General features: G+C 50.4%; 10 protein-coding genes. 2 read left to right on the top strand and 8 right to left on the bottom strand.

The annotated features are described in order from the left end of the window. Nucleotides 1–164: 164 nt before the first annotated feature. Together ACTHPM_RS23745 and ACTHPM_RS23750 are read left to right on the top strand one after the other, a co-directional pair. The gene (locus ACTHPM_RS23745; RefSeq protein WP_440397463.1) at nucleotides 165–1898 is read left to right on the top strand and encodes a cache domain-containing sensor histidine kinase; all 1734 of its coding nucleotides are present in this window, start codon (nucleotides 165–167) and stop codon (nucleotides 1896–1898) included. Further along, nucleotides 1895–3160 (top strand): response regulator transcription factor, encoded by a 1266-nt coding sequence (locus ACTHPM_RS23750; RefSeq protein ID WP_440397462.1) that lies wholly within the window; start codon nucleotides 1895–1897, stop codon nucleotides 3158–3160. Before ACTHPM_RS23745 ends, ACTHPM_RS23750 begins: the two co-directional genes overlap by 4 nt. Nucleotides 3161–3166: 6 nt before the next feature. Here the strand turns inward: ACTHPM_RS23750 and ACTHPM_RS23755 are convergent, their stop codons facing one another. Genes ACTHPM_RS23755 through ACTHPM_RS23790 form a run of 8 tightly spaced genes read right to left on the bottom strand, consistent with a single transcriptional unit; the run spans nucleotide 3167 to nucleotide 15445 of the window. Then, nucleotides 3167–4288, bottom strand: coding sequence for an ABC transporter ATP-binding protein (locus ACTHPM_RS23755; protein WP_440397461.1), 1122 nt, complete (start codon nucleotides 4286–4288; stop codon nucleotides 3167–3169). Nucleotides 4289–4301: 13 nt separating this feature from the next. Continuing rightward, nucleotides 4302–5291: a carbohydrate ABC transporter permease gene (locus tag ACTHPM_RS23760; protein ID WP_440397460.1), complete on the bottom strand. Its 990-nt coding sequence runs from the start codon at nucleotides 5289–5291 to the stop codon at nucleotides 4302–4304. 2 nt (nucleotides 5292–5293) lie between these two features. Further along, the gene (locus tag ACTHPM_RS23765) at nucleotides 5294–6157 is read right to left on the bottom strand and encodes a carbohydrate ABC transporter permease (protein WP_440397459.1); all 864 of its coding nucleotides are present in this window, start codon (nucleotides 6155–6157) and stop codon (nucleotides 5294–5296) included. Next, nucleotides 6147–8441 (bottom strand): DUF5696 domain-containing protein, encoded by a 2295-nt coding sequence (locus tag ACTHPM_RS23770; protein ID WP_440397458.1) that lies wholly within the window; start codon nucleotides 8439–8441, stop codon nucleotides 6147–6149. The genes ACTHPM_RS23765 and ACTHPM_RS23770 overlap by 11 nt, the downstream gene beginning before the upstream one ends. After that, nucleotides 8438–10591 (bottom strand): YIP1 family protein, encoded by a 2154-nt coding sequence (locus ACTHPM_RS23775; protein WP_440397457.1) that lies wholly within the window; start codon nucleotides 10589–10591, stop codon nucleotides 8438–8440. Before ACTHPM_RS23775 ends, ACTHPM_RS23770 begins: the two co-directional genes overlap by 4 nt. 24 nt (nucleotides 10592–10615) lie before the next feature. Further along, nucleotides 10616–11482 (bottom strand): carbohydrate ABC transporter permease, encoded by an 867-nt coding sequence (locus ACTHPM_RS23780; protein ID WP_440397456.1) that lies wholly within the window; start codon nucleotides 11480–11482, stop codon nucleotides 10616–10618. Beyond that, complete coding sequence (locus ACTHPM_RS23785) at nucleotides 11482–12420, bottom strand: carbohydrate ABC transporter permease (RefSeq protein WP_440397599.1); 939 nt, start codon at nucleotides 12418–12420, stop codon at nucleotides 11482–11484. The genes ACTHPM_RS23780 and ACTHPM_RS23785 overlap by 1 nt, the downstream gene beginning before the upstream one ends. A gap of 28 nt (nucleotides 12421–12448) precedes the next feature. Then, the gene (locus ACTHPM_RS23790; RefSeq protein WP_440397455.1) at nucleotides 12449–15445 is read right to left on the bottom strand and encodes an extracellular solute-binding protein; all 2997 of its coding nucleotides are present in this window, start codon (nucleotides 15443–15445) and stop codon (nucleotides 12449–12451) included. Between the last annotated feature and the right edge of the window lie 60 nt (nucleotides 15446–15505).

A 15505-nucleotide genomic window follows, 5' to 3' on the forward strand; every position in this document is an offset into this window, starting at 1 on the left:
TCCTCCATTAGTTTTGCTTTTATTATACTGGCGCATAAACATCCATGGTATTGCACTTATGTAGCGATAAATGTTCATTTTTTAGACTACAATCTTTCCTTTGGATAGGTTCAATGATATGTTTGTTTTAACGGTTACATAGGTTAACGCGGCGGTGATTTTCGATGATTAAATTTAAAATCTTCCAAAAACTGCTCATTCTACTGGCAGCCATGCTGATTCCTACCACGCTTCTATTCATCTATGCCAATCACATCGGAGAGCGATCCGTACGAGAGACGCTCGAAACTTCGGCTTCCAAACAACTGGATTTCTCCATCCGGCAGCTTGAGCAATCCTTAAAACAAATTGAGACGCAAACCCTTCTTCTGGCAAACGATCCCGACATCCAATCCTATGGACGCGACTGGAATTCGGTTGCATTCGTCGAGCATCTGCTCAAGCGCAAACCTTTGGAAGAGAAGCTGATCATGCAGAACCAGGCGAATAACCACATTGAGAGCATCACGGTGTATTGGCCCAATATAAACGAATCCATCTCCACATCGGGAGAACATGCTTCCAGCAGGGAGGATATTCTAAACATTCCGCGCAACCAGTGGTTTTCCGAGGAGACGCAGGAAGGCCCGTCTTATCAATTACTGTTCACCTATCCGGCCATCACCGATTTTGATCCGGATAACTTGCTGCTCGCGGTACAGGTCACGCTCTCGCGCGATTATTTATTGTCGGTCCTGAATGGACATGATGCTTCCGGCAACGGCCAGTCCTTTTTTCTCGCTTCCGGTCAGTCCTTGATTACGAATCATGCCGTGGAACCGAATCTTGTTCACCTGCTGCAGGGCAAGGGGGTACTGGAAGACAGCGAATCTCCGCGTCTAACCGTATTTAAGCTGGACGGTGTCAAATATCTGGTTCAGTCCGCCCGGAGCTCCTCATTAGGCTTAACGCTGGTGAGTTATATCCGATTGAATGAATTTCTTCATCCGCTCGATAATGTCAGTTTTCTTGTCACGTGCAGCTTGATCTTCCTCTTGCTGACGGGGATTATCATTTCGCTCGTCTTATACCGGAATTACATGCTCCCCTTCGGATACTTGGTTCGAAAAATCGAAAGCTTGGGATCAGGAAACATCAAGATCCGGGCAACGGTGAAGGCGAACAATGAGTTCGACTACTTATTCGAGCGTTTTAACGATATGGCGGGGCGGATCCAATCCCTGATCGAGAACGTATACGAGGAGAAAATCCGCACCCGGGAGGCTGAATTCAAGCATCTTCAATCCCAAATCAAACCGCATTTCCTATATAACTGCTTGTTCTACATCGTGAGCATGGCCCATAAATCGCCGGATGCGGTCATTTCCATGGCCAAAAATCTATCCGAGTTTTTCCGCTACGTAACAAGGAAGGCAGGAAAAGAAACAACGCTGGCGGATGAAATCAAACTGGTCGAAAGCTACCTGAACATTCACGTATTGCGTATTCGAAGGCTGCGGTACGAAATTGACGTCCCCCCTTCCATGATGGGGCTGACGGTGCCCACCCTGCTCCTTCAACCGATTGTCGAGAACGCCATCGTCCATGGATTGGAAAGCAAGTCGAACTCCGGCTTCATACGCATCACCGGTTCCGAAGACACCGCTTGCGGGCGGTACACGCTTGCGGTCGATGACGACGGGGCCGGAATGAGCGAGGAGCAGCTGCTGCAATTGTCCGGCCGAATGCAGCAGCCGCATGGGGCTCAGGAGATCGGATGCGGATTATGGAATGTTCATCAACGACTGCTGCATCGCTACGCCGCGGGTTCCGGGGTTTGCCTCGAAAGAAACGAGCAAGGCGGGCTGAAGGTTTCCATTCGAATATGCTACCGACCACAAGGAGAAACGAGCCAATGAATATTTTGATCGTCGATGATGAAGAATTCGTGCTTGACTATATCGAGGAGGTTATTGCATCCTCCAATCTGTCTGTCCAGTCCATCTTAAGGGCAAATTCGGCAATGGAAGCGCTGGAGCTTATCGGGTGTAACCGGATTGATATCATCATCTCCGATATACGGATGCCCGAAATGAGCGGGATCGAGCTTCTCGATGCGATCACTGCGCAATATCCGGATACGAAAGTGATTCTGTTATCCGGGTATTCCGAATTTGAGTATGCGCTGAAAGCCATCAAGCACGGAGCATTCGATTATTTGCTTAAGCCGGTAACCGGAGAGGAGGTGTTGGATTGCTTGAAGAAAGCGCTGGAAGCCTTCCATCAGGAGAACCGGGTGCAGCAATCTCTGTCGCAGACGAACGCCATGCTCGAACATCATAGACTCCGGCTGCGCGAACAGCTTCTTACAGACCTGCTCCTTGGCAAGCGCCTTTTACCGGAACAGTTCCAGCAAGAAGCGGAGACGCTTGGCCTGAACCTATCCCCCGATCATCGCTGCGTCCTGGCAATTATCCGTTTGGAGTCCGGCGTCCAAGAAATCTCCTATGAAGACTTTGAACGGCTCAGCTTCGGAATATTAAACATGGCCGAAGAGATTATAAGCGGGCAGGTGACGACATCCCCTTTCTTATGGACCTGCAAAGACTCGAACCGGAACCTGATCGTGATCATCCCTGCTGAATTTGCAGAAACGCCCGGACATATCCATCAGAAGATGAAAGCGCTTAAATCAGCGGCGAAAGTTTACCTGAAAAAGACCCTTTCGATTCTTATTTCAACACCGTTTACGCTGCCGGGTAACTTGTCCGAAATCTATTCGCAGGCTGCCGATGAAATCATGCGTTCCATCGACACGGCCGACGGCATAGTGTTATCCTTGGATGACTCCTCTTCCGGGAAGGAGCGTAACCATGTCATTCGGCAGGTTCAAGCCTTTATCGATCAGCATCTCAAAGACGACGTATCGCTCCAGGCCATCAGCGAGCACGTGTATCTTCATCCTGTTCACGTATCCCGCTTATATAAAAAAGTGACAGGCGAGAGCCTGTCACTTTACATTACCAAGATCCGGATGGAGAAAGCCGCGATGCTGCTGAAATCGACCAATATGAAGGTGTCCGATATTGCAGAGGAGGTCGGTCTCCGCAAGACCCAGTACTTTATCCGCTTGTTCAAGCAATATTACCGTATTACGCCGCAGAGCTTCCGTAATCAATAGCTGTACTCATATTACGCGATTGCCTGAATTGATATCGAAGACCAGCGCCTTATTCATATCGAATGCGACTTCAATCGGTTCCCCTTCGCCGAACGCATATCTCGGATTGACCCTGGCGACAACGGTCTGGATGTCATTGCCTAAATCCAAATGCAAATAACGGTCTGCCCCCATAAGCTCGCTCATCTTATGGGTTCCTTTGGCCATCGCCAGAGGAAAGGCATCAAATACGACATGCTCCAGATTGATATTTTCAGGTCGAATGCCCAGGATGACTTTGCGATCGACAAGGTATTTTTCCCGGAGAAGGGCCGTCTTCCCTTCCGGTATTTGCAGAGCAAATTTTTTGGTGCAAAACGCCAGCTTGCCGTCCTCCTCCTTAATCGTTCCTTTGATAAAATTCATGGGAGGCGAGCCGATAAATCCGGCAACGAACATATTGACGGGATTATTATAAATTTCCTCCGGCGTATCCACCTGCTGGATGATTCCGTCCTTCATGACTACAATCCGGTTCCCCATCGTCATCGCTTCCGTCTGGTCATGCGTGACATAAATCGTGGTCACCCCAAGCTGCTTATGCAGCTTGACAATCTCCGAGCGCATCTGAACCCGGAGCTTGGCATCCAAATTGGATAAGGGTTCATCCATTAGGAATACCTTCGGGTTCCTGACGATGGCCCGCCCCAGCGCAACGCGCTGTCTTTGTCCGCCGGACAGCTGCTTCGGCTTGCGGTCCAGAAATTGTTCGATTTCCAGAATGCGCGCGGCGCGTTTCACGCTCTGATCGATTTCATGCTTAACAACTTTGCGTAGACGCAGACCGAAAGCGATATTCTCGTAGACGGACATATTCGGATACAAGGCATAATTTTGAAACACCATCGCAATATCGCGGTCTTTCGGCGGCTGATCATTCACGCGTTGGTCGCCGATGTAGATCTCTCCGTCCGAAATGTCCTCAAGCCCGGCAAGCATCCGCAATGTAGTGGATTTCCCGCAGCCTGACGGTCCGACAAATACCAGAAACTCCTTATCCTCCACCTGCAAGTCGAAATCCTTGACCGCCAGCTGCTGATCGTTTTTGCCATACTTTTTGTATACATGGTTGAATGTTATGCTAGCCACAATGCTTCTCCCCCTATTCCACTAGGCCCGTGCGTTCAACGCCTTCGATAAACCAGCGCTGCGCGATGATATACAGCACCAACGGCGGCATGATGATCAAGAAGAAAGCCGCCATTTTGACAAGGTCAGGAAAGAATACCTCACCACTGGGATCCGGATTCTGCTGCAGCGAGGCGATGTAGCTGTTCAGCGCTTCGATCCCCATGGACAATTGGGGTACATCCGGGAAATCCGGTCTCGGCATAAACATGCCCGGCAAATAGGCATCGTTCCAAGTCCACACAAAAGAGAATAGAAACACCACGAGTATCGCAGGCTGCGCAAGTGGAAGAATAACCTTTCCATAAATACGGAAGACGCTTGCGCCGTCAATCCTCGCCGCCTCTTCAAGCTCCTTCGGTAGCGTAGAGAAAAATTGCCTGAAAATGATTACGAACAAGGCCCCTTTCAAACCATGGCCGAAAAATGCGGGTAAAAGCAGCGGCCACACCGTGTTGTACATGCCATTCATTGTATAAAAGCTCATGAGCGGCAGTATGGTGACTTGGGCAGGCAGGATCAAAGCGAACAACAACAACGTGAATAATGTCCGTTTGAACGGAATTTGCAGCCGGGCAAAGGCATAACCGGCTATCGAACAGAACATGACGGTGAGCAAAGCCGAAACGGTCGAGATGCCTACGCTTACGGCTAACGATTTCATATAGTTGAGCGCCTTCCAAGCGCTCTCCAGGTGTCCCCAATACAACTCCGTCGGAACCCAGGTGACGACCGGATTCGTTGCGTCCCTTGGCGAAGTGATCATCTTGGTTATCATAAAAAGGATCGGCCGAAGAAAAATATAAGCCGTATCGATAAGGATCAGATATATAAAAATCTTGAACAGAAGCCCCTTATCCGATTCTTTGCCCAGGAGCAGCATGCGCATCCGGTAGACCAGAAACTGCGCCCTGGACAGGAGGTTTCCACTCGGCATTGTCTTGCTCATGATTTTCGGAAACATGTCTATCGACCTCCTACACGCCGCATGATGAGCGCGAATATACCGAAAATAATCATAATGAACGCGAAGATAATCGAGAAATAGATCCATATCAACGCACTCGAGAATCCATACGCGGTCGCATTAAACTTCATCAAGATCGGATTCGTCGGGAAAGTAAACAGATCCACGGTCGTATAAATCGTATTCAGCAAGATGAAGGGCACCATGCCGGGCAGCGTAATCTTCCAGAACATCTCCCAGGGACCCGCCCCGTCGATGCGGGCGGCCTCATATATCACGGGGGAAATGGTCTGCCTGCCCGCGATAAAGATGAGAATTTGAACGCCTGAATACCATAGCACCAACACAAACTGTTCCAATACGTTCATGATCGGAACCGCCCAGGAGGAAGGCAGATTTGCCTGTACGAACTCGGCAACCTGGTACTGCTCAAGAAAACTAAGCCCCCCTTGGTCCTGGTTCATAAATTCCGTGATCAGCGGTCCGGTCGAGAAGATTACCGGCAGAAAAAAAATAGCCCTGAAAAATGTCCGTCCCCGAAACGGTTGATTCAGCAATATTCCGATCATGAGCGCAAACACCACGATAATCGGAATCATCATGACGGCCTGCTTCATGAAAGGAAACAAATCATTGTACAGCAGTGAACCGTCCTTGAACAATATCTGCTTGTAATTGTCGAATCCAACCGGGGTCGTGATAAGCTTACCTACCTCAAACTTCACATTGTTCGTACTGTAATACAGCGAATAAGCCATCGGAAACGCCACGAAAAATAAAAAACCAAGCACCCAGGGCAGGATGAAGATGATCCCCTCGAGGTTTCGCAGTGTCGAAGAGCTGAGCTTCAACCTAGTTCGCATGGACCGCGCCTCCCTCTACAATGACAAAATCCCTTGGAGGCACGGTTACGCCGTCTACCTGAAATGGATCTTTGCGGTAATTCACGATGATCCGCTTTCCGTTGGAATACGTCACTTCTTTAACCTGATTGGCGACCGTGCGATGGCCGACCATCCACTCGTCCTGAACGTTCCCGAGGGCATCGTTAAACTTCCTATACTCCTCCTGCACGACATCCAGCCATTCTTTGTAGTAATTATTGAACGAAAGCCGGAGCTCGAACGTGTCCTTCAATTGATCCGAGGTCACGCCGGAGAAGGCAAAGTTCGGTACAGCCCCATATTCGATGCTTCGTAAAAACTCCTCCACGAACAATTCCCGGTCATTTACGGGATTAAAGCTGTAAGAGACGAAGCCGTGAAGCACCATCTGCATAAACGGAATTTCTTCATCGGAAAATAAGTCGAACGAGTACCCGTCGGCCAAACCATAAATATGATTCATATACGGAACCGCATATAAATTGGAGGAACGTCCGGCGGATAAGCCCAGCTTCTCCTTGGATGCGCGCAGCATTTCAACTTGCGTGTTCAGCGCCTCGCTCCGGGTCACCTCCTGCCCACGCTTAAAATCGCTGTTCAGATAATTACCGATATTATGAAAGCTTATGCCATCGGCGCCAAGATCCTGGTAGAGCTCCATGTCCTTATCCATTTCCCGCTGGGCGTACTTCGGACTTACCATCACTTCTTCTCTGCCGAACAGACTGTCCTTGTAGCTGATGACCGTGTTCCCCTGATCGACGAGCCCGTACTTCCTCTCGTTGAAATGTTTGGAATTGTTCAAGTTATATACGGCATGCAGATAGACGGGAATATCATAATCATGCATTTGGTTGATAAATGTCTTCATTCCCTTGTTTCCGCCGATTTTTTTGGATGTTTTGTTATACACGCCATAGCTTGAGAAACCGCCGCTCTGCCAGCCGAGGTACCGTACAACCATGTTCTTCACGCCGGCATCCCGGACCTGATCGACGATTTCCTTCGCCGTCTTGGTGTCGGTTGCTTTCCGATAACGGTCGAAGAACACGCCAAGCTCCATGTCGCCTCCTAACAGATCCAGATAAAGCGGAAGGTCCGGCTTAGCCTTTTGCTTGACAAACCCCTTCTCCTCGATTAAATAATCGCGGAATCTGGCCGCCATTCCCGAATAATCGGCCTGCCCTTTCTCAAGCAGATAATAGCGGACCGAACGGTCACCCTGATAGCGCTCTTTCGGATATACGTTATATCCCTTGCTGCTTCTCTCCTTTTCATTTGTTGTCGTCGGCTGCCAGTAACTCTCTCGGTAGAGAAGTTCGAAGTTAACGGCATTGTACATCGTCAAATGTCCGGAAGGCGTGGCTTTGACCTGAGCGTATTCCGCGCCTTGATCCAATACCGCGATCATCCCCTGCTCTCCGGATTTCACCCCCAGCACGGGTAAATTCACTTGAAAGCGATTTTCGGAGAAATCGCTCGTATGCTGTACGGCAAAATCGATTCCATATACGCTGGAGGCATAGTTGTAATTGGATTTATTCCGGTTTTCATTAAACCGGATCAATGCGCCCGAGCCGTCGGGGATGAACAGATAACCGTCTTGGCCAGTGGACTGATATGCACCGAAGTAAGGATACAGCTGCAAGGAGGTCATATATATTTTCCCCTCTTTGATTCCTTCGCTTACAACCTTCGTCTCCACTCCATCATCCATCAAACGAACCTCAACCGGGATTTCAAGCTCCAGTGAATCGATCACAAAAGAGAATTGAAACCCGTTTGCATTCGTTGTAAAATGCTCGACGCTTCCCTTTTGGCTGATCAGATTACCTGACCTCGGGCTATCGTTTTTCCGCTTCGGATCGACGAATTGGATCTGTAGAGGCGAGACCAGATTCTCCCGCCATACGCCTTGAGTCGTCTCTTTCGGCCAACTCTCCGGGTCGGGAAAGGAGTACCAGACCTGGCCGCTTCGCTTGTCCTCAACCATAAAGTGTCCGGTTGCCGCATCGGCCTTCAAGCGCAAATTTCCGTTTTCCTTTATACTTTGCATTGCCAGGGCATCCGGCAGCTGTAATACACCCGTCTTATCGCCCGAATTTTTCTTTCCATCCTTGCTGTCCGGATTATAACGGAACGAGTCAAACACGCTGCCTTCCGCAGAAACGGATCGCTGTTGACCGGTAGCAGACAGATTCACCAAGAGAAACGCCGACAAAAATCCCACCAGGAGGAAGCGAATTCGATTCCGTCGTTTCATCGCAGCTTCACCTCCATGTAAATCGATTTTACGAAATCGATCAGGTCACCGGTTAACCCGAAAGTAATAAACACAAGCACACCCACCACAATCATCGTGAATAATGTGCTGAGGATGTTGATCACCGTTTCCCCCACGCTGTAATTCTGCAAGGATTGAACCTTCCAGAAAAAGAGCAGCCCCGTCCAAATCATCATGCCGGAGTCCATAAACCGGTAAATGGCACCTTCCGAGCCCGTCATCACATTCGAGAGCAGGGTTATTGGTATCCCAATGATGATGAGTGGAACCAGACAATAAGCGCTTCCGATGAATACATCGCGGAATCTGGCCTCGCCCCGCTGGATGGCCCCGATCAAATAGTGGCATATGACCCACAACAGCCAAACGGCAAACGTTTGGACAAACACGGATCCGGCATTGATCGTATATACTTCGAACTTATTGAAGGTAAAGCTCGTATTGATTCTCTCAAATAGGATGGCGGTGAACACGACGACCAAAATAAGGAAAGCGCTCGTGTAACTGCCCTTATTCTCGAAGCGCAGCCCCGTAAATCCGTCGACCGGATGTTTGAGAATGTAGAGTGCCTGCTTCAACTGCTGCAGCAGCATCGGCGCTTTGCGCTTGCGCGTTCGCCGGTTCAGCCGGAACGGCTTGTTCTTGGTTAAGCGGTCAACGCCGAACAGCACAAGGCTGCCTATGATCACGCCCGTAGCGATTACGGAAAAATACTTCTGGAACCAGGCAAGCCGGATTTGCCAGTATGCATCGGAATACCCCTTTTGCACCCCGGCTTCCCTGAACATCGTCTTGGCCGTTTGATAATCTCCCGCATGATAGGCGGCTTTCGCTAGTCCCAGCTGTGCAATCGGAAATTTGGAATGGTAACGAAGGACTTGCTTCCACAGCTTTTCACTTTCGCCATACTTCCCTTCCAGCATCAACGCATTGGCATCAAAGACAAGTTCACCGAATTCGGTGGGTTCATAGACATGGATAATGTTCTCCTGATCGTCTGCGATGAGAAGGGAATTGTCGGAACCTGATGCGATCGCGGCCAGGCTTTTCGGAAGTCCAACCTGCTGCGTGCCGGGACTATGCGAGGCAGACCAGAAAAACAGCAGATTGCCGTATGCGTCGTACTGGCTTACATAGTTGAACTCTCCGTCAATGACCGTCATGTTGCCATTCGGGCTTACGGCAACGTCAATCAGCTTCGGCTTGCGAAGCATCGTACTGTCATTTCGGGTTTCTCCGAACGCCAGCGCTCCGCCGCCGCGGTAGTTAATGGCATATTCATCTGCTTTGTCCAGCAGGTTCTGCCCGGAGAAATTCAGCTTTTTTAATTGGTTCTTGGAAATGTTAGGCCCGCTGGTCACGGTATAGATGAATCCGTCATCATCAATCGTGGCGCTGTTCACGGATCCGGGCAGCTTGCTCAATTCCTTTGCGTACATTTCCTTCGAATAGAACAGCTTCTTCAGCCGATCCGTCAGGCTGAGCTCAGACTGATTCGTCCCGTAGAAGCCTTGGAACCCGCCATCAGGGTCCATCTGCAGCATCCCCTGATATCCTCCCAATGTGGCAACATATAAGAAGCCCCTTTTATCCACCACGATTTTGATCGGATCAAAAATATAGGTATCGGACAAATATCTGCTGTCCGGCCGCTTGTATTCACGCTCAAACCGGCCCTCCTTGTTCAGCAGCACAACCCGCTGATTCCCCGTATCCGCAATATAAATTCGGCCATCATCGGTGACGAATACGCCTTGGGGCTTATTCAGTGCGCTGTCCGGCGAATCCAGCACCCGGATCAGACGGCCGTCTTGGCTTAAATGGACGATACGGTTATTGCCCGTATCCGCAACATAAATTTCGTCACTGCCTGTGATGAATAAATCTTTGGGGCCGTTCAACTTGGTGAATATTCGCTTGCCCGGATTGCCGGGATCGGGCATGGACAGATCCTGGCCGATGGCTTTGACCGGATAGTAAGCCGATTGAGTGAACACATAATCTCCCCAACTGTTTTTGGTAAACGTATTGTAAGGCGCTTCGGCGCTTACCGGAATCGGAATGGTCATGAGGCCGATCACCATAAACAGAAGAAACCACTTGAATGCGCGTTTGTTTGAATGCGTCATGATTAACTTCTCACGCCCTCCTTTTTACTTGATTCCGGAATGTGCCATCGTTGCAATGACCTTGCGTTGGAGCAGCAGGAAGATGATCAGGTTCGGTATGAACAGGATGAGCGCCGCTGCGGCTGCCGCCCCTTGCCGCGCAACGCTGTTCGCAAGCCCGCTGGTCAGCGTGGATAAGAAGAACGGAAAGGTCTTCATCGATTCGTCCTGCATGAATAATGTCGAGGTCTCTACATTCCCCCATGCTAGCTGGAATGTCAGAATGCAGACGGTTGCCACCGCGGGCATGGTCATCGGAATGGCGATTCTTGCAAAGACATACCATTCCCTGGCTCCGTCCATTCTTGCCGCCTCCAGCATTTCATTCGGAATTTGATCCATAAACTGCTTAAGCAAAAATACGCCGACCGGCGACGCCAGAAGGGGCAGCAGATGTCCCCAATACGTGTTCATGATCCCGATGTTCACGGCAACCAGATAGCGCGGAATCTGAACTGTTTCCGGCGCGAACATCAATGTCAGCAAGATGATGCCAAGCAGCAGCTTGTGTCCGGGAAACTTATGTTTGGCCATCGGGTACGCGCATAAAGCGCTTATGACGGCTACCCCAACGACGGCAAGCACCGTCGTAATGAAGCTGTTAAATAAATATCTGGACACGGGTACAACGCTGCCCTGCGTAATTTGGAACAATTCATAGAAGTTCGATAACGTAGGCTCCTGAACGATAAAGGTCGGCGGATAGATAAACAGCTCATGATACGGCTTGAGCGAGTGACTGAATATAAACACCAGCGGCAGCAGCATGAATACCCCGGCGATGGTCAAAACCGCAATCAAAATGGCTTGGGTAGCATCGATTCTTTTCAACTTAGCCCACCGAATGGCCATCACTCACCCTCCTTGGGACCTAACAGGCGATAGCAAAATTTGTTGGCCAGATACATCACGATAAGCAGGAAAACCGAAATGGCCGAAGCGTAGCCAAGCTCATACCGGACAAATCCATAATCATCGATATGGCTTATAATCACATGCCCTGCATATTGTGGAGTCGGGAATACGCCTGAGAGCTCTGAGCCGATCTGACCGGACTTAAACGTTCCTACGATCGCCATAACGGCGCCGAACAACATTTGAGGTTTGGTGGACGGGACCGTGATGTACCATATTTCCTGAAGCCTGCTCTTCATTCCGTCAATGCGCGCAGCCTCGTACAGTTCCTGATTGACGTTCAATATCCCCGCCAGCATAGCCAGGAAGCCTACGCCCATGCTGGACCAGAGGGTTACGCCGATCATGGAATTCATCAAATATTTCTTGTCCGTCAACCAAAGAATCGGTTTCTCGATAAACCCGAGTTCAAGAAGGAAGCTGTTCAAATATCCGATATCATCACCCGAAAGCATCGGAAGCCAGATCGTTGACATGGCGATTCCCATCGTCAAGGACGGCAGATAGAAGGCCAGGGCATACCAATTGCGGACCGACGCCGGAAGCTGACTGATCAGCCAAGCGAGTAAAAAAGCCGCGATATAGCCGCCCGGACCTACGATTAGTGCAAACTTGAACGTATTCGGCAGCGCGTACTCCAGGAACGTCAGGTCCTGCGAGAACAGCGTCTGGAAGTTCTTCCACCCGATAAAGCGCGGAGCTTCAATCGCATTGAAGTAGGTAAAGCTTAGATACAGTGCTGCAATGACCGGCACGAGAATAAACAGGAGAAAACAGACCATGAAAGGTGCAATAAACAGGTAAGAGGTGCGATACTGCCAAACTCGCGCAGCAAATTGCCTGCTCCGCTCCAGGTAAGACGGCTTCGAAACCATTACACGAACGGAGGTCGCTAATTCATTACTACTCTCGGGCATATTCATCCACCCCTTTCCATGGTGTCGTGATCTTCGGCAGCTCAAGGCTTTTTATTTGATTACCGTTTTCGTCGATGAAGTTGAATTCTTGCTGCTTGCGAATGATCTCCCGGTTGATCTCTTTGATCGACTTCTCAAGGGATGTTCGGAAATTCATATGATCAACCACGGTACGGTTCCATGCATTGTTGAGTTCGCGGGTCACCAGGTAGCTTCCCGGAAGGTTTGGCATTTCCTTGAACCACTTCCACTGCTCGAGAATGACGTTCAAATCATCGACTGTCCAGGGGAGACGGACGAAGGCTTCAACATTCGCCGTGTTCCAGCGGAATTCCGTACCGTTATAAGCTTCAATATCGGTGCCGTAGCGCTCTTGCACATCGGCGGATAACCACCATTTCAGGAAGGTCCATGCCTCTTCCTTGCGATCGGACTTCCCGTAAATGACGCCGGCCGTCTGTCCGCCCGAAGCCCAGCGGGCAATCGTTCCGTCTGGCTGCCGGGTTCCCGGGATCGGTGCGATAGCCCAGCGCCCATACAACTCGGGCGCCGACGTCGTCAGCTGCATGAACATGTTATAATCGGATATTCCGATCGGCATCGTTCCTCTGCGGAAATGCTGATAGAAGCTGGGCACCTCTTGTTTAATCCCGTATACGTTATAGAAATCCGTCCATTGCTTAAACGCATCAAATGCTTGCGGCTCATCCAGTGCCGTTGCGGATCCATCTTGTTTGAAGAAGTCAACATTGTGCTGATACATGAACGGAAGGAATTCCGTCCGGACGATGTGAAAGTTTTTTTGGTTCTGCTGGAGCGTCGGCAGCATCTCATACAGGTCATCCCACGTTTGAGGAACCTTCAGCCCAAGCGAATTCAGGATATCCTTCCGGTAGTACATCACATTGAACGACTGCGTTTCCGGCAGCGCATAGTAACCGCCGTCGAAATAATACGACAACGTCGCACCCGGCGCGTATTGCTGCGCCACTTCATCGAAATCGGGGAACTCCTTCAGGTTGACGATCGCATGGCGAAGGGCATAATCAAATGGCCGGTCCTGCGACAATCCGAGCGCAACGTCCGGCTGGATATTGGCGGCATTCGCAAGCACAAGCAGATTATCATTCGGAATAAGATTGACCTTAACTTCGATGCCGGTTTCCGGCGTAAACAACTCATCTGCCAGCTCCTGAAGCAGATTGACATGGTCCCTTCCGCGCATCACCCAAACGTTCAGCTTATTTTCATCCAGATCGCTGACGTCGTCCTTTCTCTGGAATGAACTGAAAAAGTCGGATATCGCTCCGCCGCTGGATTCCCAGAAGCTGGCCTCTGTCCTTGGCAGCTTGGCTTGAACCGGCGCAATATAAATACGATCCAGCCCTAGCTGCTGTTGAACCAGCACTTGATGAAAGCCGCTTATTTTATCCAGCAGCTTTCCGAGCTCCTCAAGCCGATTAGGCAGATCGGTCGGACGATCCGCATACTTCCTGATCGTCCGGGCCGCCGACTGCAGGCCTGTGACGATGTCATCACGCTCTCCGTTCATCTCAAGCGTCTTCTTGATAATTTGATCGGACAGCTTGGAAGCCGCGGTCAGTTTCTCCTGCAACCCGGGGAGCTCCTGGATTTTCCAAGTCCTGTTCGTATCCACCGAGCTTTTCAAATCAACCGTGCTTCCCGTAATTTGCATCAACTCGTCGTTCATCGTGCGAACCTGGTCAATCAGCACCTCCAGATCCATAATGACCGGCTTTACAGGACCGTGTGTGACATCCATCGTTATGCTGTGCTTTCCCTTCTCCAGGTAAAACTCGAAAGGCTCGTCACCGGATCCCCCGAGCGTCATGCCGTACCATCCGTGTGCATAAGGGAAACGATATTCAAGCAGCTCCTTGAAAGGGACCTCTCCGTCGATTCGAATCGTCCGGAAGGTCGATTTATTGGCATAATGCTGTTGGGAGACACGAAGCGCGATCTTATATCTTCCCGTTTCGGGCACTTCAAAGTCCCAAGTGGCGGATTGCCCTCCCTTCCACCAGCTCCATCCATCGATCATGTTGAACAGAATTTTCCCGCCTTCGGCTTTCGGCGTCGTCAGCGGATCGCGGCTCGTCTCCATCTTGATGGAGGATACGGTTTTGCTGCTAATCTGCTCCGCTTCGATGACTTGAACTTCGCTTGAGGCCGTTTGAGTATCCGGCTGCCGACTCTCGTAATTTGCATAAGAGGGGTATTCCGTCGGCGGAGCAAGCTTGATCGTATCCAAAACCATCGAATCGATCGTCTCGAGGCGCAATCGGTGCTTACCGGCGGGCAAATACCATCGTAACGGGGCCGAATAAGCTCCTTCCAAGTCATGCAGTCTTTTCAGCGTCCATCCGCTGATCTCTTCGGGAGCCGGACGAATCTGATCTCCTTCCTCGTCAACCTTAATGGGCGATTTATCTTTCCAGTGACGTTCCAGAGGAACGGAGCCCGACTCGCGGAACGGCAGCTCTCCATCCACGGTGAGCTTGACTGAGGCATTTCGCTTCATTGACTTATCCATCAATGGATGGTAACGCATCTCGATCTCGTAAAGTCCGTCCTCCGGAACGTCGACTTCATATTCGATCCACCCCGTCCGGTCGTTCTTCCATTGGAGCGTGTTTGCCTCTCCCGCATACTCTCCGGTTACAACCTCGGTGTCCGGTGATTTAGCGCTAATATCGACTGCCTCGATGGAAACTTCCCCGCTAGCATTGGTTGCTCCGCTTTCGATCCATTGCGTCAATCTATCCAGGTAATAGGGCTCCAGCCCATCCTTCCTTTCGGGTCCCAAACTCGCTTGATTCTTTGCCGGTCCGTCATTGGGCTTGGTGGACGCCGCTTCAGAAGAGCCCCGCTGTATCATAAGCGAGGGTGCGAAGATCATGGATGCCAAGACCAGCACTTTCAATCCTCGGCTAGCGGCTCTTCGATGTTTTCGGAATGCCACGGGATGGCCTCCTTCCGTTAGCAATGATTTCTTTTCAATGCTTGGCTGCCTTCACATCAG

The sequence above is a fragment of the Paenibacillus sp. SAFN-054 genome (genome assembly GCF_051966755.1).
Lineage (GTDB): Bacteria > Bacillota > Bacilli > Paenibacillales > Paenibacillaceae > Paenibacillus_AQ.